The organism is Peribacillus sp. RS7 (assembly GCF_041956845.1).
GTDB lineage: Bacteria > Bacillota > Bacilli > Bacillales > DSM-1321 > Peribacillus.
This window is the reverse complement of record NZ_CP168135.1, coordinates 215,417-238,081: the sequence shown is the minus strand read 5'-3', so window position 1 is coordinate 238,081 and position 22,665 is coordinate 215,417. Positions and strand designations below refer to the sequence as shown.

Here is a 22,665-nt window from a genome sequence, read left to right as displayed (position 1 = left end):
AAAAAAGAGGGTAGAGGAGATCTAGCCTCTTTTTCTATCGACTCATTCGATTAAAAGGTTGTGAACACAATGATTAAAAGCGCCTACCTCCATATACCATTTTGTGAACATATTTGTCACTATTGTGATTTTAATAAAGTATTTTTACAGGGACAGCCGGTTGACGAATATTTACAGATGATGAAAAGGGAAATGGTGATGCAACTTTCCAAATACCCGACTGCAGGATTGGATACGGTATTCGTCGGTGGAGGGACACCGACCTCCCTAAATGAAAAGCAGCTTGCTTTTTTATGTGAAGCGATCAATGAAACCCTGCCATTTGATCCAACAAAGGCTGAATATACATTCGAAGCCAATCCAGGGGATCTTTCGCGAGAAAAACTCGAGATACTTTATCATTCAGGTGTCAATAGACTTAGCTTTGGAGTGCAAAGCTTCAATGATGAATTATTAAAGCGAATAGGCCGGACTCATCGGGCTTCTGAAGTATATGAAACGATTCATTTGGCTCAAGAAGTTGGCTTTACGAATATCAGCATCGATTTGATTTACGGATTGCCGGGACAAACTATGGAAGATTTCAATGACACGTTGGATAAAGCGATTGCCCTTCAATTGCCGCACTATTCCAGCTACTCATTGATCGTTGAGCCGAAAACGGTTTTTTATAATCAGATGCGAAGGGGTAAATTAAACCTGCCGCCGCAGGAGCTCGAGGCTTCGATGTACGAGAAGCTGATGGAAGAGATGGAGAAGCATGGACTGCATCAATATGAAATCAGTAATTTTGCCCGTGCTGGGTTTGAAAGCCGGCACAACCTGACATATTGGGATAATGTGGAGTATTATGGGATTGGTGCCGGTGCACATGGCTATACTGGAGGAAAAAGAGTGGCCAATCATGGACCGGTGAAGAAATATATCACACCATTGATGGCGAACCAGCTGCCTGTATTGGAGGAACGCCCAGTACCGCTTCATGAACGGATGGAAGAGGAGATGTTTTTGGGTCTCCGGAAAACGGAAGGAGTTTCATTGGAAACCTTCAAGAGTAAATTTTTTGTTGAAATGACGGAGATTTTCAGGAAACCGCTCGAAGAAGAATCGGCAAAGGGTCTCCTTAAGGTGGAAGGCGGGTTCGTGCGCTTGACGGAGCGGGGGAAACTGCTTGGAAATGAAGTGTTCCAATCATTTTTGGGCATTATTGATTCCGAGTGAAGTTAATCTATGTTATTTTACGAGTAATTAGCGGTTTTCATTGTTGACATCATAAGCTTCATTTGATAATTTATTAGTATATTAGCACTCGAAGAGACAGAGTGCTAACAGAGGTGATCATACATGCTAACTGATCGTCAATTATTGATTCTACAAGTGATAATCGAGGATTTTATCCATTCTGCCCAGCCAGTCGGGTCACGAAGCTTGTCGAAGAAAGAAGAAATTACGTTCAGCTCTGCCACAATTCGCAATGAAATGTCTGATCTTGAAGAAATGGGATTTTTAGAAAAAACCCATACTTCTTCCGGTAGGATTCCTTCTGAAAAAGGGTATAGATATTATGTGGATCATTTACTTTCTCCTCAAGCTCCGAAAAAGAATGAAATGAAGATATTAAAATCCGTTTTTGTAGAACGAATTTATGAATTGGAAAAGATCGTTCAGAAGTCAGCGAAAATACTTTCGGAACTGACGAATTATACGGCGATTGTACTGGGGCCAAAAGTGAATGAGCATAAGCTGAAGAAAATCCAAATCATTCCTTTGAGCCCGGAAACGGCAATAGCCATCATTATTACTGATACAGGTCATGTGGAAAATCGAATGATTTCCTTACCGCCTTCTTTTGATATAAACGAAATTGAAAAGATGGTGAACATATTGAATTCCCGTTTGGTCGATGTTCCGCTAGTTGATCTAAAGGATAAGATCTACAAGGAAGTGGCTGTTCTTTTGAGCCGTCACATCCATAACTATGGATCGATGGTCTCTGTCCTGGCGGATACCCTGACGGACACAAAGCCCGAAAAAATATTTTTCGGCGGGAAAACGAATATGCTAAGGCAGCCTGAGTTCCATGATATTGCTAAAGTAAGCACGCTTTTATCGATGATTGAGCAGGAGCAGGGTTTTTATGAACTCATTACTCAAAATCCATCGGGCATCCACGTCAAGATTGGCCGTGAAAATCAAAACACAGTGCTCGATGACTGCAGTTTGATTACGGCAACATACTCAATCGGGCAGGAGCAAGTGGGCACATTAGCCATATTGGGTCCGACGAGAATGGAATATTCGCGAGTGATCAGTTTGCTTTCGTTTTTCTCGAAAGATTTAACGGCCCTAATGACAAAACTGTATCAAAAATAGTAGCAAAGGTAATATTGTTAAGGTGGCGGAGGTCATATTCCGCAGCCTGACCTATTACTTTAGCATAAATTGTATAACCCTTTTAGGGAGGTGAGATTGTGACAGAAAATAAAAATGAAGAAAAAACATTGGAAAATGAAACAATCGAGGAAAGCGCTGCAGAAGCAGTTTTCGCTGAAGAAGAAACTCCAGCAGAACAAAACCAGGAGGAAACTCCGGTTGAAAAAGATGAACTTCAATTGGCTCATGAAAAGATTGCTGAGCTTCAGGCAAAAATCGAAGAAATGGATAACCGTTATCTTCGTCTGCAGGCCGATTTTGATAATTCAAGACGCCGTGCCAAGCTTGATATGGAGGCGGCTCAAAAATATAGAGTTCAAAGTATTGCCAGTGATTTAGTGGAAGCTCTTGATAATTTTGAAAGAGCTACAAAAATCGAAGCGGAAAATGAACAGACGAAATCCCTGCTTCAAGGCATGGAAATGGTCTACAAAGCGATTACTGATGCATTGACTAAAGAAGGCATCGAACCGATCAGTTCGGTTGGTGAAGAGTTCGATCCGCGTTTGCATCAAGCGGTCATGCAAGTTCAAGATGAAAACTTCGGTTCTAACATCGTCGTCGAGGAATTCCAAAAAGGATACCTTCTAAAAGACCGTGTGATTCGACCTGCAATGGTTAAAGTGAACGAATAAGATTTTTACATATAAAAAATTGGGAGGTAGTGAAACTATGAGCAAGATTATAGGTATTGACTTAGGTACAACAAACTCTTGTGTATCTGTACTTGAAGGCGGGGAACCAAAAGTAATCCCGAATCCAGAAGGAAACCGTACAACACCATCCGTAGTGGCATTCAAAAATGGAGAAAGACAAGTAGGGGAAGTGGCAAAACGCCAAGCGATTACAAACCCTAACACAATCATTTCCATTAAACGCCATATGGGTACCGACCATAAAGAAGTAATTGAAGGAAAAGAATACTCACCTCAGGAAGTTTCTGCAATCATCCTTCAATACTTAAAATCATACGCTGAAGAGTATCTTGGCGAAAAAGTTACAAAAGCGGTTATCACTGTACCTGCTTACTTCAATGATGCAGAACGTCAAGCAACTAAGGATGCTGGTCAAATTGCTGGTCTTGAAGTGGAACGTATCATCAACGAACCTACAGCTGCAGCACTTGCATACGGTTTGGATAAAACGGAAGAAGATCAAACGATCCTTGTATTCGACCTTGGCGGCGGTACATTCGACGTATCGATCATGGAACTTGGAGATGGCGTTTTCGAAGTTAAGTCCACAGCCGGTGACAACCGTCTAGGTGGAGATGATTTCGACCAAGTCATCATCGATTACCTAGTTGAAGCATTCAAGAAAGAAAATGGAATTGACCTTTCAAAAGATAAAATGGCGGTACAACGTTTGAAAGATGCAGCTGAAAAAGCGAAAAAAGATCTTTCCGGTGTAACTTCAACTCAAATTTCCTTGCCATTCATCACAGCTGGGGATGCTGGCCCGCTTCACTTGGACGTAACGATGACTAGAGCAAAATTCGATGAGCTTTCTTCAGGTCTTGTTGAGCGTACTATGGGACCAACTCGTCAAGCATTGAAAGATGCTGGCCTTTCAGCGTCTGAAATTGACAAAGTAATCCTTGTTGGTGGATCTACACGTATTCCTGCGGTTGTTGAAGCGATCAAAAAGGAAATCGGTCAAGAACCAAGCAAAGGTGTAAACCCTGATGAAGTAGTGGCTATGGGTGCTGCAATTCAAGGTGGCGTATTAACAGGAGATGTTAAAGACGTTGTCCTTCTGGATGTAACTCCACTTTCACTTGGGATTGAAACGATGGGCGGAGTGTTCACGAAACTGATTGACCGTAATACTACGATTCCAACTAGTAAATCACAAGTATTCTCGACAGCGGCTGATAACCAAACAGCAGTTGATATCCATGTTCTTCAAGGTGAACGTCCAATGTCAGCGGATAACAAAACGCTCGGTCGTTTCCAATTGAGTGACATTCCACCTGCACCGCGTGGAATTCCGCAAGTTGAAGTGACATTCGATATCGATAAAAATGGTATCGTGAACGTTCGTGCGAAAGATCTTGGCACGAACAAAGAACAAGCGATCACCATCAAATCATCTTCAGGACTTTCTGATGAAGAGATCGAACGCATGGTACGTGAAGCGGAAGAAAATGCCGATAGCGATAAACAACGTAAAGAAGAAGTTGAACTTCGTAACGAAGCTGATCAATTAGTCTTCCAAACGGAAAAAACGCTTAAAGATCTAGAAGGTAAAGTGGACGAAGCTGAAGTAACAAAAGCAAATGAAGCGAAGGACGAACTGAAAGCTGCAATCGAGAAAAATGAGCTTGAAGAAATCCGCGTGAAAAAAGATGCACTTAATGAAATCGTTCAAGCTTTGACAATGAAGCTTTATGAAGAAGCGGCAAAAGCTCAGCAAGCTGGCGAAGCCGGTGCTGGCGAATCTGCTAAAGACGATAATGTCGTTGATGCAGAATACACGGAAGTTAACGAAGAAGAGAAAAAATAAAAAGTGACCCAATCGGGACACTGATAAATATTGGGCAGTTCATTTCTGCCTGCCATTGTAGAAAAGTCAAAGTCAGGTTATCTTGACTTTGGCTTTTTTTACAGTGAAGGGAATCATTGTCAGGGAACAGGGCATCTGGTTTTCTTTTAATCTTACAATCGCTGTTGGGGAATCATGGGATTTTAGAAATAAATGTGTGCAATTTGGGGCTGGCATTACCAATTACAAAAAAGTGTTAAAGCCTGTTTGTACTTTTCTAGTTGATTATTATCTTCGTTCAGTGATAATATTACCTTTATGTGAATCGAATCGGGAGTGGATTTTAGATATGAGTAAACGCGATTATTATGAGGTGTTAGGCCTTTCGAAGAGTGCTTCGAAGGATGAAATCAAAAAAGCGTATCGAAAGCTCTCCAAACAATATCACCCTGATATTAATAAAGCGGACGATGCTGCGGATAAATTCAAGGAAATCAAGGAAGCTTACGAAGTATTGAGTGACGAACAGAAAAAGGCCCATTATGACCAATTCGGACATACAGATCCAAATCAGGGCTTTGGTGGTCAGGACTTTGGTGGTTTCGGCGGTTTTGAAGATATTTTCAGTAGCTTCTTTGGTGGCGGCGGACGTAGGAGAGATCCTAATGCACCGCGTCAAGGGGCGGATTTACAGTATACGATGACGCTTTCTTTTGAAGAGGCTGCATTTGGAAAAGATACTGAAATCGAAATTCCGCGTGAAGAGAATTGTGATACATGTAAAGGATCCGGTGCCAAACCAGGCACAAAAGTGGAAAATTGTTCACATTGTCATGGAACCGGTCAATTGAATGTTGAACAAAACACAGCGTTCGGAAGGATTGTGAACCGGAGAGCATGTCACCATTGTCAAGGAACAGGAAAAATCATTCCTAATAAATGCTCAACATGTGGCGGTGACGGAAAAGTCCAAAAACGTAAAAAGATCCAAGTTAAGGTGCCAGCCGGAATTGATGATGGTCAGCAATTGCGTGTAACCGGCCAAGGAGAGCCAGGAATCAATGGCGGTCCAGCTGGAGACCTGTATGTTGTCTTCCATGTACGCAGCCATGAATTCTTTGAGCGGGATGGCGATGATATCTATTGTGAAATGCCGGTTACTTTCGCTCAGGCAGCATTAGGCGATGAAATAGAAGTTCCGACCCTTCATGGAAAAGTGAAGCTGAAGATCCCTGCCGGTACACAAACAAGCACGCGTTTCCGTTTAAAAGGCAAAGGTGTTCCTAACGTCAGAGGATATGGCCAAGGAGATCAGCATGTGGTCGTATTAGTGGTAACGCCTAAAAAATTAACGGAAAAACAAAAGGATCTGCTTCGTGAGTTCAGCGATATCAGCGGACAAGGTATAGATGAACAAGAAGATGGCTTTTTCTCAAAAGTGAAACGTGCATTTAAAGATAGGTGAATAAAAGTAAAAGAACAAATTGGGAGTTGGTAGATTATGAAGTGGTCTGAATTTGCAATCCAAACAACGAATGAAGCGGTTGAACCTGTTTCTAATATTCTTCATGAGGCAGGTGCGAGTGGTGTTGTCATTGAGGATCCTCTAGAATTAGTCAAGGAACGCGAAAATGTTTTTGGCGAAATCTACCACTTAAACCCAGATGATTATCCGGATGAGGGTGTAGTCATTAAGGCTTATCTTCCCGTAAACAGCTTTCTTGGTGAAACCGTTGATGCTATTAAGGAATCAATCAATAATCTCCACCTTTTTGATATAGACCTTGGGAAGAATGTTGTTTCAATTAGTGAAGTGAATGAAGAAGAGTGGGCGACGGCTTGGAAAAAATATTATAATCCCGTCAAGATATCCGAACGTTTTACCATCGTGCCAACATGGGAAGATTACACTCCAGTAAGCAGTGACGAACTGATCATCGAACTTGATCCAGGCATGGCCTTCGGAACAGGTACACACCCGACAACGGTCATGTGCATCCAAGCGCTGGAACGTACAGTGCGGCCTGGGGATTTAGTCGTTGATGTAGGAACGGGTTCTGGTGTTCTAAGCATTGCTGCTGCATTATTGGACGCAAAACGAATCCAGTCCCTTGATTTGGATGAAGTGGCTGTACAGTCAGCTATACAGAATGTGGAACTTAATAACGTGCAGGATAAAGTGTCCGTTTCAAAAGGTAACTTGCTGGATGGTGTAAATGAACAAGCGGATGTCGTCGTGGCTAATATTCTTGCCGAAGTGATCATGAGCTTTACGGATGATGTAGCGAAAGTCGTCAAACCGGGCGGATATTTTATAGCTTCTGGAATCATTCAACCTAAGAAACAAGATGTGAAGGATGCGATTACGGGATCTGGCTTCACCATTTCCGAAACCATCTTGATGGAAGATTGGGTAGCGATAATCGCGAAAAGAAATGATTAATTGAAAAAAGTTACTCTGATTATCGGGTATTTTGATAGTCAGAGTACCTTTTTTTAGCTTGAATCTTTGCATGGCTTGCATTCGGGTAATAAGCCTCTGACTGTTAGCCTGTAAGTTTTTAGACTAGACGAAGTGGGTGGCAGTGTGCAACGGTATTTTCTTAACGAAGAAGACATCAATGGAAACACGGTGACGATATCAGGCGATGATTTTCATCATATCGCCAGGGTCATGAGGATGGGACCAGGGGAGCGGATCATTACGGTGAAAGGCAATGGTATGACAGCTGTCACGGAAATTTCGGAAATTAGTGATGATGCTGTTATAGGGACCGTTATCGAATGGAAGAATGAAGAAAAGGAACTTCCTGTGAGGGTTGTGATTGCGAGCGGTCTGCCTAAAGGGGATAAATTGGAATATATCGTTCAAAAGGGTACGGAACTGGGTGCCTTTGAATTTATCCCTTTTATTGCGGCTCGTTCGGTGGTAAAATGGGACCACAAAAAGGTAGGTAAGAAATTGGAGAGGCTCCAGAAGATTTCAAAAGAGGCGGCTGAACAATCTCACCGCACAGTTATCCCTGCCATCAAGGAACCGATGACGGCAGTTCAGCTAGCTGGGTATGCTTCCGGATTCGATCATAAATTAATCGCTTTTGAAGAAGAGGCAAAACGTGGGGAAACTTCTGTACTCGCATCTGTCTTGAAAGATATCACCCCAGGGCAATCGATCTTATTCGTGTTTGGTCCTGAAGGTGGGTTAGCAGATAAGGAAATTGAAAAACTGACTGATGCCGGTTTTGTGGCTTGCGGTCTTGGACCAAGGATATTAAGAACTGAAACAGCACCTTTATATGCACTTTCCGCTGTTTCTTATCATGTAGAACTTTTGAGGTGATGAAAAATGGCAACGGTCGCTTTCCATACATTAGGCTGTAAAGTGAATCATTATGAAACAGAGGCTATTTGGCAATTATTCAAAACTGGGGGATATGATCGTGTTGAGTTTGAAAACACATCAGATGTATATGTCATCAACACATGCACGGTGACAAACACTGGCGATAAAAAAAGCCGTCAGGTCATCCGTCGTGCCATTCGTAAGAATCCGAATGCCGTCATAGCGGTAACGGGATGCTACGCTCAGACATCGCCAGCAGAAATCATGGCCATACCAGGTGTGGATATTGTTGTAGGAACACAGGACAGGGTTAAACTGCTTGATTACATCGAGCAATTCAAGGTTGAACGTGAACCAATCAATGCTGTAGGAAATATCATGAAAAACCGTGTCTACGAAGAGTTGGATGTACCTGCTTTTACAGACCGTACACGTGCTTCATTAAAGATTCAGGAAGGGTGCAATAATTTCTGCACTTTCTGCATCATCCCTTGGGCTCGTGGATTAATGCGTTCGCGCGACCCAAAGGAAGTCGTTCACCAAGCTGAACAGCTTGTCGAGGCAGGATATAAAGAACTAGTCTTGACCGGAATTCATACTGGTGGCTATGGAGACGATTTGAAGGACTATAATTTGGCGATGCTGCTGCGGGACCTGGAAAAAATCGATGGGCTGAAGCGCATCCGTATTTCATCCATTGAAGCCAGCCAAATTACAGATGAGATCATTGAAGTGCTGACGAAATCAAAAAAAGTCGTACGTCATTTGCATATTCCAATCCAATCGGGTTCCGATACGGTTTTAAAACGGATGAGACGTAAATATACGATGGATTTCTTCGGTGATCGAATCGAAAAGTTAAAAATTGCACTTCCGGGTCTTGCTGTTACTTCTGATGTCATCGTAGGTTTCCCGGGTGAAACCGAAGAAGAATTCATGGAGACATATAACTTTATAGAAAAATATAAATTCTCCGAACTCCATGTCTTCCCTTATTCAAAACGGACAGGGACTCCGGCTGCGCGTATGGAAGATCAAGTGGATGAAGAAGTCAAAAATGAACGCGTCCACCGTCTTATCGCTTTGTCGGACCAGCTGGCAAAAGAGTATGCATCACGATTTGAGGGGGAAGTTCTTGAAGTCATTCCTGAAACGAAGTTGGAAAATGGCCTTTATGAAGGATACTCCGATAATTATATGAAAATCGTCTTCCCAGCTTCGGATGAGATGGTCGGTGAAATCGTAAAAGTGAAGATTACAAAGTCTGGCTATCCATTTAGTGAAGGTCAGTTCGTGACGGTCGTGAAGGATTTTCCGTTGCAACAAGTTTCCAATATTTAAGACAGCAGTTTTTCTGCTGTCTTTTTTTTTATCCTCTGCTTGCGTGTTTCTTGGTACATTCGGGTAAAGACTATATATATCGTCAAATTGGATAAACTATGGTATCATGAGAGGTACGTACAACTAGTTATAGATTGTTTTGAGGAGGATTATTAATGTCACAAAATGTAGCAGGTTTAATTGACCACACGTTATTAAAAGCAGATGCAACCAAAGATCAAATTAAGGTATTATGCGAAGAAGCGAGAGAATATAACTTTGCTTCCGTATGCGTAAACCCGACTTGGGTTAAGTATGCAAGCGAACTTTTGGAAGGTTCAGATGTAAAAGTTTGTACGGTTATCGGGTTCCCTCTAGGTGCAACCACACCGGAAACCAAAGCTTTTGAAACGAAAGATGCCATCAGCAATGGCGCCCACGAAGTCGATATGGTGATTAATATCGGCGCATTGAAGGACAAGGATAATGAGTTGGTAGAGCGGGATATCCGTGCTGTGGTAGCTGCATCCACTGGTAAAGCTCTATCGAAAGTAATCATTGAAACCGCTCTATTGACTGAGGAAGAAAAAGTCCGTGCTTGTGAACTTGCAGTAAAAGCGGGAACGGATTATGTTAAAACATCAACTGGTTTTTCGACCGGCGGTGCGACTGTTGAAGATATCGCGCTAATGAGAAAAACGGTTGGTCCCGATATCGGTGTCAAAGCTTCAGGCGGAGTCCGCAACACGGCTGATGCCCAGAACGTGATTGAAGCTGGTGCAACAAGAATTGGAGCGAGTGCAGGTGTCTCCATCGTAAAGGGCTTAACGGCTGATTCGGATTATTGATATTGTATGGGGCTGTATAATAAGTCCTTAAAATAAAACAGGCGGAGAAAAATAATTTATTTTTCTCCGCCTGTTTTTTATTTCTTTAATATCTACCGAAAACAGCTGGAGGATGACAGCCATTTAAATATAAACCATTGCCACGATTCAAAACTCCGTTCGGACTATAACATTTAGTTTCTCCGAAGCGAAAAGCGACGAAAAGACCAATTGCCCTTGATTTGAACAAAAATGCTCTCTATCTCGATTTTTATCTTGCTTAGAATTTGCGTCTTGATTCAGAATAAACGTTTACTTTTGCCTTCGCTTTAATTCTCCATTAATTGATTGAAATGTAACTGGCGAATTCACAAGTGGACGCCTCTGAGCTTTTCGTTCCTTGACAATCCTTTTCATGTTGAAGGCGTTGGTATCTTTGTTACTTTCTCTATTAGCACTTCTCTTGTTGCAAAAAATTTCTTCAGAAGTTAAAGGGTATGTTTTTGTATAGTGAACAAAGATCGTGTCCGTTTACTGGTGATGTAATCGAATCTGTTGGTATATTCCGGTCGTCCAAGAAATATCTCCAATATATTGGTTTTTCTGATTTCTTCGATAAAAAAAGAGGACCTGTACCATTTTTGAATTTGTACTGTTCATTTTTGGAACCTATAAATTCAAAAAAAAGTTTATTGTGGATTTAATAGATATTAGGGGGTAACAAGGGGAGTAAACGTGCTTATATTAAATACATAAACAGGGGGAGGAAAATGAAAAAACGGGTTTTTAATTTACTTTTATCAATAACATTAGCTTTTTCTTTAATTGGCGTTTCAATGGCTGCACCTCAAAAAGCAGATGCATGTTACCCAGCATACAAATGTATGTCCAGATCTTCTTTACCCACAAGTTATAAATTAATGTTTAGTAATACAGATAGATCAAAAGGGGTTTTCATTGGTATAACGGCAGTTAGTGCTGGTGGTCTAATTCCTGGAGTTGGTATACCTTCCTTTCTTACTGCAACTGCATTGGGTGTGAAAGAATTATACGGATACGCATCTTATAAATCTTACGTGAAAAGGAATACGAAATCTGGTAAGATTGGAATTATTAAAACAGTGCACTATAAGGAAAAGAATTATAAAGGAAAAACTAAAACTACTTACGATGAGTGGTGAAATACATGATAAAATTTTGGGTATATAATACTTTAATAACCGTTTTATTTATAATGGCAGTAACTGTTTTTTATCTAACATCTTTCTCTAATAAAGGTTTGATCGTTTTGATATTAGCTGCTGTTATATTAAGTGGTTTGAGCTTATTAAACCATAAAACTAATTATAAAAAGATTAGCTAAAAAACCTCTGGTAATCGTTTACCACCCTCGATATCTGTAGCGGTTAGTTTATGTCTATCTTCTTCGAGGCTGTCCCATTGTCAGTTTCTAATGACTTTTGGGACAGTCCTTTATTTTTTTATATGTGGCCGATGTGCCAAAAGAATGAAATTGGAGAATTGGCGTGCGAAAGGCAAGACAGCCAAAGAAGTCAAGATATTGAAAATGACACTCGCATGGGCGAGCTGTGTCCCCTTGTTTTCGGTGAAAAAGGCAGCCGTTCGTTCCAGGGTGTCCACAAAAGGCAGGAATGCGGCAACCCCGATGACGTTTAGCCAAATATGTGCATAAGCCGTGAAGGCGGCTTGTCTCCCAGACCCGATGCTGGCCATGTATCCGGTGATGCAAGTCCCAATATTGGATCCGAGCATGATGATGATTGCGGAAGCGACGGATAACTCCCCATTCATCAAAAAGCTCATGGCTATCCCGATGGTTGCTGAACTGGAATGAATGAGTGCCGTCAATAATATTCCGGCCAATAGGGCATAAATCATATGGCCCTCTATGTAATGGATGAGCGTCTGTATGGATGGATAGGCAGCAATCGGTGTCGAAAGCGTTTTAAAACCACTCATTGCCGCGAAGATGGCAGAGATTCCGATCAGGGACATCCCTAAGCTTCTCGGTAATACTTTAGGCATGAAGCAAAGGAAAGCGCCGCTGACAACTCCGGGAATGATCCAACGATCCAAAGAGAAGGTCATGAACTCTGCTGTAAAGGTGGATCCGATATTTGTTCCAAGAATAATCCCGATTGTTTGCGGGAATGTTAAGCTTCCTGCAGAAACGAGGCCGACCGTCATGACCATGACCGCCGAGCTGCTTTGCAGGATCCCCGTAAAGATGGTTCCGGCCATGAAACCTTTCCATGGCTTATCCGTTACCTTTAATAGAAAAGTCTTTAATGCTGCACCGGACATATTGAACAGTCCGATCCGTAAAACTGACATACCTGCCAAAAATATCGCAATGAATAGCAGGAATAAAAATAGCTCAAACATAACAGTCACCCCTTAATAATCTTATGGTCCATTAAGAGGAGACATGCTATAAATTGGATTTCCATGCCGTTTAGAGAAAAGTTATGATAATAACATGAATAAATTCAAAATAAGTTTGATTTAATTGGTTGACCTGCTAAAGATGATATATTATAATTGTTTAGTACATGTATAACATGTTGACAACTTGAGTTAGTGTGTTGTTTTCGGAGGGAGGGAAAGAGATGTCTAAAACCGTCGTTCGTAAAAACGAATCGCTTGAAGATGCTCTTCGTCGTTTCAAACGTACTGTATCTAAAGCAGGATCGCTTCAGGAAGCTAGGAAGCGTGAATTTTATGAAAAACCAAGCGTAAAACGTAAGAAAAAGTCTGAAGCTGCTAGAAAACGTAAATTCTAAGAGAGGGTGGAAAGATGAGTCTTCTCGAGCGTTTAAATAATGATATGAAACAAGCGATGAAGAACAAGGAAAAGGACAAACTATCTGTTATTCGGATGCTGAAAGCTTCTATTCAAAACGAAGCTCTAAAGCAGAGACAAGATTTAACAGATGATGAAGAATTGACAGTGCTCTCTCGCGAATTAAAACAACGCAAAGACTCCCTCCAGGAGTTTGAAAACGCAGGTCGTTCCGATCTCGTGGATAAAGTCCGCACCGAACTAGTATACGTAGAGGCATATATGCCTGAGCAACTTTCAGAAGAAGAGATTTCTAATATTGTTAAACAAACGATTGAAGAAGTCAATGCAACATCCAAAGCAGATATGGGGAGAGTTATGGGAGCTTTAATGCCTAAAGTTAAAGGTAAAGCGGATGGTTCTCTAGTAAACAAATTAGTACAACAACATCTATCTTGAACTCGAAACTTAAAACTCGAAACCTAACCGCAGGCAATTGCCTGTGGTTTTTGTGTATTTCATGGTTTTATGCGTATATTATTGAAGCAAAGTCCAAGATAATATGGGGTACTTTCAATTTTATTTGCTTTTTTTGAAACCTTTTTCATATACATACGTAATAACTAAAGAACAGAGTAAAGGGTTGCTTCATTTGCTCCTTATTCGAATTTTAGTTGCGGCCTGAATTTTACTGGTAAGTATCTTCATGAAATTGGAGGCACTTACAGCGTTTAATACGGGAAAGGGGGCGTTCCGTTGAAAATTTGGCGTTATTTATCTGTACTCCTGTTTGGATTGCTGTTCACCATGTCTTCATTTGGGGTATCGTCGGTTTCTGCAAAAGAAAAGATCGTTTACCATGTTCCAATTGAAGAAACGGTGGAAAAGGGGCTCTCGGCCTTTTTGGAACGTGCGCTGACCACTGCTGAAGCAGCTGATGCAGATCTTGTCGTATTCGAAGTGAATACCCCTGGAGGTGCTGTGGATGCGGCAGGGGAAATCGCAAAGTTACTGTCCGATTCACCAATTAAGACAGTTGCCTACGTCAATAACAGGGCATTATCTGCAGGTGCATATATTTCTCTAAGTGCAGATGAGATCTATATGGTACCAAGTGCTACCATGGGATCGGCGGCTGTCATTGATTCAACAGGGAACGCTGCAGGTAAGAAAGCGCAATCTTATTGGCTGGCTGCCATGAAGACTGCTGCAGAACAAAATGGACGCGATCCCATTTTCGCTCAGGCGATGGCGGATGATGACATCGATCTTCCCGAATATGGAGCGGAAAGAGGAAAGTTGCTGACATTTACAGCTGAACAGGCAAAAAAGGCTGGATATAGTGAAGGCACTGTCTCTGGGAAAGCGGAGCTGTATAGTATACTTGGGGTCGAGGATGCCGATATTCGGTCAATCGAAGAAAGCTTTCCTGAGAAACTTGCCCGCTTTTTGACCAATCCGATCGTCGTTCCCATTTTATTGACGATAGCGGGAATCGGGATTGTGATGGAATTGTTTTCACCTGGTTTTGGAATTCCAGGGGTAATTGGGATCTCAAGTCTCGTTTTATTCTTCTATGGCCATCTTGTCGCTGGTATCACCGGGTACGAATCGTTAGCTATGTTCATCATTGGGGTCATTCTCGTTCTAATTGAGTTTTTTCTCCCAGGGGGGATTATCGGACTGCTTGGATTTACAGCGATCGTGGGGAGTTTATTCCTCGCATCAGATGATCCTGTTCATATGACGATATCCTTGCTAATTGCGGTCACCGTATCCATTTTGGTATTCATCCTACTTGTAAAGGTGTTTGGAAAACAAATGAAATTTTTCAGGAAAATGATATTAACCGATGCAACAAAAACGGAACAAGGGTATGTCAGCAATCCGAATAGAGTTGATTTATTAGGTGTGGAAGGGAAGGCCATGACAGATTTGAGGCCTTCGGGAACAGCTTTGATCAAAGATGAAAGAGTGGATGTCGTGACTGAAGGAAGCTTTATTTCCAAAGGTTCGTCAATCATGATCGTTAAAGTTGAAGGATCTAGGGTGGTCGTCCGGGAAATTCCGGATTCGAATTAACATTAAAAGATACAGGAAGGATGAATCATTAAGTGATAACTTCAGGAACGATATTTATTGTACTGGCAGTGATTGCTGCCATCATCGTATTGGCAGTGTTTTTCACATTCGTACCAGTAATGTTATGGATTTCCGCTTTGGCGGCAGGAGTCAAAATCAGTATATTTACATTAGTTGGGATGAGGCTTCGCCGTGTTATACCAAGCAGGGTTGTTAATCCCCTTATCAAGGCCCATAAGGCTGGAATCAATGTTTCAACGAATCAATTGGAGAGCCATTACCTTGCAGGGGGTAATGTCGATCGCGTAGTGAATGCTTTAATTGCTGCAGAACGTGCCAATATCGTCTTACCTTTCGAACGGGGTGCAGCTATTGACCTGGCAGGTCGTGATGTTCTTCAAGCCGTTCAAATGAGCGTTAACCCGAAAGTGATCGAAACTCCGTTCATCTCTGGTGTAGCGATGAATGGGATTGAAGTAAAAGCGAAGGCAAGGATTACGGTTCGTGCCAATATTGAACGTCTAGTCGGTGGTGCCGGTGAAGAGACGATCATTGCCCGTGTAGGTGAAGGGATCGTATCGACGATCGGTGCTTCTAAAATGCATACGGATGTACTGGAGCATCCCGATTTGATTTCTAGAACGGTTTTATCAAAAGGGTTGGATTCTGGAACGGCATTCGAAATTCTTTCCATTGACATCGCTGAAGTGGATATCGGGAAAAATATCGGGGCCATATTACAGACGGATCAAGCCGAGGCAGATAAGAAAATAGCCCAGGCGAAGGCCGAAGAACGGCGTGCAATGGCTGTTGCACTTGAACAGGAAATGGTTGCCCGTGTTCAGGAAATGCGAGCGAAGGTTGTTCAGTCCGAAGCGGAAGTTCCGTTGGCCATGGCCGATGCACTGAAAAGCGGGAATCTTGGAGTGATGGATTATATGAATATCCAAAATATCACGGCCGATACGGATATGCGCGGTTCCATCAGTAAAATATCCGAAAATCCAAAGGATAACAATAATATCAACAACAATAACAATAACAATAATAATTAGGTCAGGGAAGGGAGGTCTTTAAATGGGAGATTTTATTGATTTCTTTCTCAAGAACCCATTCCTTATCGTTGTCTTGATCGGTATCTTAACGTCCATGTTAGGAAAGAAAAAGCAGCAAAATGATGATCCAAACACGCCTCCGAAAAAGAAATGGCAGGAGGTCATGCGGGAGCTTCAGGGCGAAATGTCACAAGGGGAACAGCAGCAAAGGCCTGCCCCTGCTCCCGTAAGGAAAGTAGATCAGCAGGCAACACAGGCTTTTGAAGTAATCGATGAGACGAAGAACGAAGCGAACAAAAGGATTGCGGAGCTTAGACGGCTTCAGCAGAAGTACGATCAAGAGCGTTTATATCAAAAAGCGAAGGCAGATCAAATTACATCAGCGATATCTGATAATAACAGTCCGGTCTATCGCAAAGGACCGTCTTTTGGGAAAAAGCAGCTGATTGATGGCATCATCATGTCAGAAGTGCTGGGACCGCCAAGGGCGAAGCGAAGTCTTCAGCGGTCCAGAAGGTAATTCGGCACCCCGGGCCTTTTTCAGCCTGTCCTTGATGCATGAAAAAAATAGACTTTCATTCCCTTATAATTTTGTGCTAGAACCCTCTTTCATTTCATACATTGAGATGAAAGGGGGTTCTTTTTTATGGCACGCAATTGGGGAAAAAAAGTGAAACAGCTTATGACCAAAACAATGGACCTTCCGCAAGATGTCATGATGGACCTGCCGCGAATTACTATGATCGGTCAATTACATATTTATATTGAAAACCATCGTGGCTTATTGGCTTTTACAGACAGCGAAGTACGATTGATGCTGAAAAATGGGCAGTTGCTGATAAAGGGAAACGCCTTTGTCATAAAGACGATTTTGCCGGAAGAAATCATGCTCGAAGGCAAAATTGACAAGGTTTATTTTATCAATGAATGATCCCGGGAGGTCTCCATGAAAAACCAATGGACAAACTATTATACAGGCTATGTAAAAGTGAAAGCTTATGGCAAAGGTGCAGAACGGCTGATAAATATGCTGACGAGAAGGGGGCTTCATATCTGGGAAGTGAAGCGCGTCGGCAGCGAGGCCCTGATTTTCCATATGGATGTCAGGGATATCCCTAAACTCCGTCAGGTCATGCGAAAGAGCGATTGTAAAGTAAAGTTCATGCAGGGAAAGGGTTTCCCTTTCCTAATGAAGAGGATTATGAAAAACAGCGGGTTTTTAGTGGGTCTGATCGCTTTCCTGCTTTGCATATTTGTACTTTCCAATATGGTATGGGGCATCGAGGTGCAAGATGCCAAGCCAGCAACCGAGCATGCCATCCGAAAAGAATTGGACAAGATGGGTGTGAAGATCGGTAAAGTGCAATTCTTTGTTGATGATGTGGATACGATTCAGCGTAAGCTGTCGGACCGGATTGGTGCATTGACATGGGTAGGGGTAGAGCTAAAGGGAACGACATACCATTTCCGGGTGGTTGAAAAACGGCAGCCTAAAGAGGTCGAGAAAACATCTCCACAAAATTTGGTGGCTTCCAAAAAAGCGATCATCACTGATATGTTCGTTGAAAAAGGACAATCTATAGTTAATGTGAATGATTATGTAGGAAAAGGACAGCTTCTTGTTTCAGGACTTATTGGAAAAGAGGACAAACAGGAAATTGTATCAGCACAGGGAGTAATAAAAGGGAAAACGTGGTATAAAGCGAAAGTGGATGTGCCGTTAAAAACTAAGTTTTCTGTTTTTAACGGAAATGAAACGAGCAGGCACTTTTTGAAAATGGGGGACTTCTCCCTGCCTGTTTGGGGATTCAAGGACCCAGGTTATGAAAAACAGGTAAAAGAAACGACAGTGAGGCCGTTTCACTTTCTTCAATGGGAACTGCCCATTTCCTATAAACAGGTGACCTTAAGGAGCAAGGAAGATATAGTTCGAAGTTATACGGAGGAAGAGGCGGTGAAGGAAGGCAGGAAAATGGCTAAAGCGGAATTGAAAAAGCATTTAGACGAGGAAGATGAAATCGTCGAAGAAAAAATTTTGCACGAAAGCATGGAGAATGGTAAAGTTAAATTATCTATACATTACCAAGTTATTGAAGATATAGCGATTGGACAGCCAATCATTCAAGGAGACTAACGAATGGCAGATGATGTGAAAGTAATTAAGTTGGAAATAGAATCACCTAATGAAGCGATCGCTTTATTGGGCAATGGAGATTCAAATGTAAAAGTGCTTGAAGAGGAGCTTGGGATCTCCGTCATTACCCGGGGTGAAGCGGTGAGTGTTGCCGGGGATATCGAGCGGGTAACGATGGGGCAGGATATCCTTAAGGCACTATTGACAGTGATTAGAAAAGGAATTGCAATCAGTTCCAGAGATGTGCTTTATGCGATTGAATTGGCTAGGAAAGGCACATTGGAGTATTTCGGAGAATTATATGATGAGGAAATCGCTAAAACGGCTAAGGGGAAATCCATTAAAGTCAAAACTATCGGCCAGAGATACTATATCCAGGCAATAAAGAAACAAGACCTGGTATTTGGAATTGGGCCTGCCGGTACAGGGAAGACCTATCTTGCTGTGGTGATGGCAATCAATGCATTGAAAAATGGACATGTTAAACGGATCATCCTGACACGGCCTGCCGTCGAAGCGGGCGAAAGCCTCGGTTTTCTGCCTGGTGATCTGAAAGAAAAGGTAGATCCTTATCTACGTCCGCTGTATGACGCTCTCCATGACCTTCTTGGGATGGAACAGACCCAAAGGATGATAGAACGCGGAACGATCGAAATAGCTCCTCTGGCTTATATGAGGGGCCGTACGCTTGAAGATGCCTTTGTCATATTGGATGAAGCCCAAAATACGACAGAAGCCCAAATGAAGATGTTTTTGACCCGGCTAGGTTTCGAATCGAAAATGGTTATTACGGGAGACCGGACCCAAATAGACCTTCCAAAAGGCATGAAGTCAGGTCTGGTCCGGGTAGAAGAGATTTTGAAGAATATTAAAGGCCTTTCCTTTGTTTATTTTGAACAAAGTGATGTAGTGAGGCATCCGCTTGTCGCCAAAATCATTACTGCTTACGAGCAGGCGAAGTCATAAGAAAAAATCCGCCATTTTCAATCGGCGGATTTTTCGTGATGTGTCGAAATGACCTATCATTTTGGTGAAAAAGTGGATATGGATCGAAAGAAGCTTTACATTTATTAATACGAGGTGAAAATTTATATGAAAACTGTTATGATTTTACATATCTAGAATAATAAACATCATTTTTTTTAGGAGGACCTTCCTTGAATCGTATCCAGAAATTTTTCACTCAAATAAAAGGGCTGTTGGTCCATCGTTTTTTTCAAGTGCTATTGTTTATCATACTTGGTTTGATAGCTTATGGGTTAATGTTCTCCAACGTAAAGCCGGAAAGGGTCCAGGTAGAGCTTTTTAAGCCTGCGGAACAAACAATCCGTTCAACCAAGACCGTGGAAGATACCTATAAGACGGAACAGGAAAAAGAAGAGATTTCAAAACAGGTGGCCGATGTTTATTCTTTAAAAAAAGAATATGCCAAAAATAAAGTCGACTTGATTTCATCCATTTTCGATTCAGCGATTGAGGTGAATAAAGAAACGGACCCCGATGAAGATCATAAAGAAGATGAGGGAAAAGAAGATAAAAAAGGGACCGTAAAGACGGATGCTCAAAAAGTTTCCATATTAAAAGAAAAATTGACCGATGAAGTCAATAAAGATATTGAGGAATCCGTTTTTCTTGCTTTAGTGCAGGCGGATGAAGATGAGTTGAAAATTGCGAAGGATTCAACCATTACTGCCGTGAATAATGTGATGAGCTCCCGGATCGCTGCCAGTGACGTTGAAAATGCCAAGAAAAAGGTTGTAGAGGAATTGGGCTATATGAGCATCAATAGCGATATGAAAAAAGCCTCCAATTCCCTTGCCCGTACGGCAATCATTCAGAATGTGTTTTTCGATAAGGACAAAACCGAGGAACAGCGAAGGAAAGCGGTCGAGAGCGTGGAGCCGATCAGGATCCTCCAAGGACAGATCATCGTTGAAGAAAATCAGTTAGTGGACAGGGATGTATATAGGCAGCTGGAATTGGCAGGCTTTTTAAATACCGAGTCTACCATCTACCCGTATATCGGCCTGCTGCTATTCATATTTCTGACCATTGCCGCTTTTTATTACTTTTTCCACTTTTCCATTTCAAAAAAGGACAACAAGTACAATCAGTTATTGATCTTCAGTCTTGTCTTTATCCTTTCAATGGCTACCATGAAAACGGTCAGCATTCTGGCAGACCTTAAAAATTCGAATTTGGAATACATTTTCCCGGGTGCCATGGCGGCGATGCTCATCAAGATATTATTGAATGATAAGTTAGCGGTAGCCATGATCATATTGTTAGGTTCGTATGGTACGATTATATTTAATGGTGATACACCTGGAAATCTGGATTTCTCGATGGGGCTTTATATCATTTTCGGGGGATTGACGGCAATCATCATCTTATCAAGACCCAATTTCAAATCAAAGGTGTTGGTAGCAGGGCTGCTATTGTCCTTAATCAATATCGCATTTGTTTTTTCTCTCATTTTTATTATGGACGGCCATTATACTAGAATGGAGTATTTATATTATGCTGCTGCTGCCATAGGTTCCGGAGTGGGTTCAGCCGTTTTGACAATGGGGCTGTTGCCGTTTTTCGAGGCTGGTTTCGGGATTTTATCATCTATTAAGCTTATCGAGCTTGCGAATCCCAATCATCCGTTACTGCGGAAGATCTTGATTGAGGCTCCTGGGACTTATCATCACAGTGTAATGGTCGCCAATTTGGCGGAATCTGCATGTGAAGCCATCGGGTCGAATGGATTGCTGGCAAGGGTCGGCAGTTATTATCATGATATCGGTAAAACGAAGCGGCCGCATTTCTTCATCGAAAACCAGATGAATGAGGAGAATCCGCATGATCGGCTCCAGCCGGAAACGAGCAGGGATATCATCATTGCCCATGCTGTAGATGGCGGGGAGATGCTGCGCAGTCAAAAATTCCCGAAAGAGATTGTGGATATTGCAGAGCAGCATCACGGGACCACTTTATTGAAATTTTTCTACCATAAGGCAAAAAAACAGGATGAAGCCACACTGGAAGCAGCTTACCGATACCCCGGGCCAAGGGCGATAATGAAGGAAGTAGCTGTCATAGGCATTGCCGATAGTGTGGAAGCTGCAGTGAGATCGATGCAGCACCCAACGCCAGAGAAAATTGAAGAACTGGTAAGTTTCATCATTCAGGATAGGATTCAAGATGGTCAATTTGATGAATGTGACATTACTATGAGAGAATTGAGTATCGTTAAGCATTCCTTATGTGAATCGCTGAATGGTATCTTCCACTCCAGGATTGAATATCCGGAGACGGATAAATTAGGACAGAAGGTGAAAGAATGATTTTAGCTATCGATTTAATGGATGAAACGAACGAAGTAACTGAAGAAGCCCAGCGACTTGTTGAAAGCATTTTGCAATTTGCTGCAAAAAATGAAAACATTGAAAAAGATACCGAGCTGTCTGTTACATTTGTAGACAATGAGAGAATTCGGGAAATCAATAAAGAATATCGTCACAAAGATTCAGCTACCGATGTCATTTCTTTTGCACTTGAAGAAATGGGAGAAGATGAAGTGGAAATTGTCGGGGCGGAAATGCCACGCATGTTAGGCGATATCATCATTTCAATTGAACGCACGAAAGAGCAGGCTGAAGAATATGGTCATTCTTTTGACCGTGAACTTGGATTTTTAGCGCTGCATGGTTTTCTTCATTTATTGGGATTCGACCACATGAATGAAGATGATGAAAAAGTGATGTTCACTAAACAAAAGGAGATCTTGGAAGAATATGGACTTTCAAGAGAAGGGTAAAAAAAGGTATCCTCTATTAAAAAGTTTCTCTTTTGCCTGTCAGGGAATTTTGGAGGCTGTTCGAACGGAACGCAATATTAAGATTCATTTCGCGTTAACGGCAATCGTCGTATTCTTTGGCTGGTACTTCTCGTTGAATGGGATGGAATGGCTTTTCATTTTGGCAGCCATTGCCGGTACGATTACGTTAGAGCTCGTTAATTCAGCGATTGAAAGGGTAGTTGACTTGGTGACGGATCAAATCCATCCCCTTGCCAAGCAGGCAAAAGATATTGCAGCCGGAGCTGTATTCATATATGCTATATTTTCTATAATAGTTGGATTGATTATCTTTTTGCCTAAGTTTGGCCTGTAGGTTGCCGAATGGTACTCAATTTGA

At 42.0% G+C, this 22,665-nt stretch carries 22 protein-coding genes; 21 read left to right on the top strand and 1 reads right to left on the bottom strand.

The window, feature by feature from the left end:
* The first annotated feature begins 69 nt into the window (after nt 1–69).
* From hemW to ACDZ29_RS01260, 10 genes are all read left to right on the top strand, one after another.
* Nucleotides 70–1,221 carry a radical SAM family heme chaperone HemW gene (hemW, locus tag ACDZ29_RS01305; protein ID WP_375089562.1) on the top strand — a complete coding sequence of 384 codons (1,152 nt, stop codon included), beginning with the start codon at nt 70–72 and terminating at the stop codon, nt 1,219–1,221.
* Nucleotides 1,222–1,344: 123 nt separating this feature from the next.
* Nucleotides 1,345–2,373 carry a heat-inducible transcriptional repressor HrcA gene (gene hrcA, locus ACDZ29_RS01300; RefSeq protein WP_289325801.1) on the top strand — a complete coding sequence of 343 codons (1,029 nt, stop codon included), beginning with the start codon at nt 1,345–1,347 and terminating at the stop codon, nt 2,371–2,373.
* A gap of 98 nt (nt 2,374–2,471) precedes the next feature.
* A complete protein-coding gene (gene grpE / locus ACDZ29_RS01295) occupies nt 2,472–3,068 on the top strand; it encodes a nucleotide exchange factor GrpE (protein ID WP_375089561.1) in 597 nt (198 codons plus the stop codon).
* Nucleotides 3,069–3,105: 37 nt separating this feature from the next.
* On the top strand, nt 3,106–4,938 hold the full coding sequence (gene dnaK / locus ACDZ29_RS01290; protein WP_289325800.1) for a molecular chaperone DnaK: 1,833 nt from the start codon (nt 3,106–3,108) through the stop codon (nt 4,936–4,938).
* Nucleotides 4,939–5,266: 328 nt separating this feature from the next.
* Complete coding sequence (gene dnaJ / locus ACDZ29_RS01285; protein WP_207437135.1) at nt 5,267–6,382, top strand: molecular chaperone DnaJ; 1,116 nt, start codon at nt 5,267–5,269, stop codon at nt 6,380–6,382.
* 36 nt (nt 6,383–6,418) lie between these two features.
* Nucleotides 6,419–7,360 (top strand): 50S ribosomal protein L11 methyltransferase, encoded by a 942-nt coding sequence (gene prmA, locus ACDZ29_RS01280; protein ID WP_289325799.1) that lies wholly within the window; start codon nt 6,419–6,421, stop codon nt 7,358–7,360.
* A 144-nt stretch (nt 7,361–7,504) separates the two neighbouring features.
* Complete coding sequence (locus tag ACDZ29_RS01275) at nt 7,505–8,257, top strand: 16S rRNA (uracil(1498)-N(3))-methyltransferase (protein ID WP_289325798.1); 753 nt, start codon at nt 7,505–7,507, stop codon at nt 8,255–8,257.
* Nucleotides 8,258–8,263: 6 nt separating this feature from the next.
* Nucleotides 8,264–9,601 carry a tRNA (N(6)-L-threonylcarbamoyladenosine(37)-C(2))-methylthiotransferase MtaB gene (gene mtaB / locus ACDZ29_RS01270; RefSeq protein WP_375089558.1) on the top strand — a complete coding sequence of 446 codons (1,338 nt, stop codon included), beginning with the start codon at nt 8,264–8,266 and terminating at the stop codon, nt 9,599–9,601.
* Nucleotides 9,602–9,756: 155 nt separating this feature from the next.
* Entirely contained in the window at nt 9,757–10,428 is a 672-nt protein-coding gene (deoC, locus tag ACDZ29_RS01265) for a deoxyribose-phosphate aldolase (RefSeq protein WP_370015849.1), read from the top strand.
* A 749-nt stretch (nt 10,429–11,177) separates the two neighbouring features.
* Nucleotides 11,178–11,588, top strand: coding sequence for a hypothetical protein (locus ACDZ29_RS01260; RefSeq protein ID WP_289325796.1), 411 nt, complete (start codon nt 11,178–11,180; stop codon nt 11,586–11,588).
* A 292-nt stretch (nt 11,589–11,880) separates the two neighbouring features.
* Here ACDZ29_RS01260 and ACDZ29_RS01255 read toward each other — a convergent pair whose 3' ends face one another.
* Complete coding sequence (locus ACDZ29_RS01255; protein ID WP_289325795.1) at nt 11,881–12,813, bottom strand: Na/Pi symporter; 933 nt, start codon at nt 12,811–12,813, stop codon at nt 11,881–11,883.
* Nucleotides 12,814–13,037: 224 nt separating this feature from the next.
* On the opposite strand from ACDZ29_RS01255, the gene rpsU reads away from it, so the two are divergent.
* The 11 genes from rpsU to ACDZ29_RS01200 all read left to right on the top strand — a co-directional run bounded on the left by rpsU (nt 13,038) and on the right by ACDZ29_RS01200 (nt 22,641).
* A complete protein-coding gene (rpsU, locus tag ACDZ29_RS01250; protein WP_028391853.1) occupies nt 13,038–13,211 on the top strand; it encodes a 30S ribosomal protein S21 in 174 nt (57 codons plus the stop codon).
* 14 nt (nt 13,212–13,225) lie between these two features.
* Nucleotides 13,226–13,669, top strand: a complete 444-nt coding sequence (locus ACDZ29_RS01245) for a GatB/YqeY domain-containing protein (RefSeq protein ID WP_289325794.1) — start codon at nt 13,226–13,228, stop codon at nt 13,667–13,669.
* Between the two features lie 348 nt (nt 13,670–14,017).
* Entirely contained in the window at nt 14,018–15,292 is a 1,275-nt protein-coding gene (locus tag ACDZ29_RS01240; protein WP_375091082.1) for a nodulation protein NfeD, read from the top strand.
* 50 nt (nt 15,293–15,342) lie between these two features.
* The gene (gene floA, locus ACDZ29_RS01235) at nt 15,343–16,347 is read left to right on the top strand and encodes a flotillin-like protein FloA (RefSeq protein ID WP_370017081.1); all 1,005 of its coding nucleotides are present in this window, start codon (nt 15,343–15,345) and stop codon (nt 16,345–16,347) included.
* 22 nt (nt 16,348–16,369) lie between these two features.
* Nucleotides 16,370–16,867: a hypothetical protein gene (locus ACDZ29_RS01230; RefSeq protein ID WP_289325792.1), complete on the top strand. Its 498-nt coding sequence runs from the start codon at nt 16,370–16,372 to the stop codon at nt 16,865–16,867.
* Nucleotides 16,868–16,993: 126 nt separating this feature from the next.
* Nucleotides 16,994–17,278, top strand: a complete 285-nt coding sequence (gene yqfC, locus ACDZ29_RS01225) for a sporulation protein YqfC (RefSeq protein ID WP_034308511.1) — start codon at nt 16,994–16,996, stop codon at nt 17,276–17,278.
* Between the two features lie 15 nt (nt 17,279–17,293).
* Nucleotides 17,294–18,481: a sporulation protein YqfD gene (yqfD, locus tag ACDZ29_RS01220; protein ID WP_289315632.1), complete on the top strand. Its 1,188-nt coding sequence runs from the start codon at nt 17,294–17,296 to the stop codon at nt 18,479–18,481.
* Nucleotides 18,482–18,484: 3 nt separating this feature from the next.
* Nucleotides 18,485–19,447 (top strand): PhoH family protein, encoded by a 963-nt coding sequence (locus ACDZ29_RS01215; protein WP_289325790.1) that lies wholly within the window; start codon nt 18,485–18,487, stop codon nt 19,445–19,447.
* A gap of 191 nt (nt 19,448–19,638) precedes the next feature.
* Nucleotides 19,639–21,813 (top strand): HD family phosphohydrolase, encoded by a 2,175-nt coding sequence (locus ACDZ29_RS01210; RefSeq protein WP_375089555.1) that lies wholly within the window; start codon nt 19,639–19,641, stop codon nt 21,811–21,813.
* Entirely contained in the window at nt 21,810–22,286 is a 477-nt protein-coding gene (gene ybeY / locus ACDZ29_RS01205) for an rRNA maturation RNase YbeY (protein ID WP_289325788.1), read from the top strand. The genes ACDZ29_RS01210 and ybeY overlap by 4 nt, the downstream gene beginning before the upstream one ends.
* The gene (locus ACDZ29_RS01200; protein ID WP_089361538.1) at nt 22,264–22,641 is read left to right on the top strand and encodes a diacylglycerol kinase family protein; all 378 of its coding nucleotides are present in this window, start codon (nt 22,264–22,266) and stop codon (nt 22,639–22,641) included. Before ybeY ends, ACDZ29_RS01200 begins: the two co-directional genes overlap by 23 nt.
* Nucleotides 22,642–22,665 lie beyond the last annotated feature (24 nt).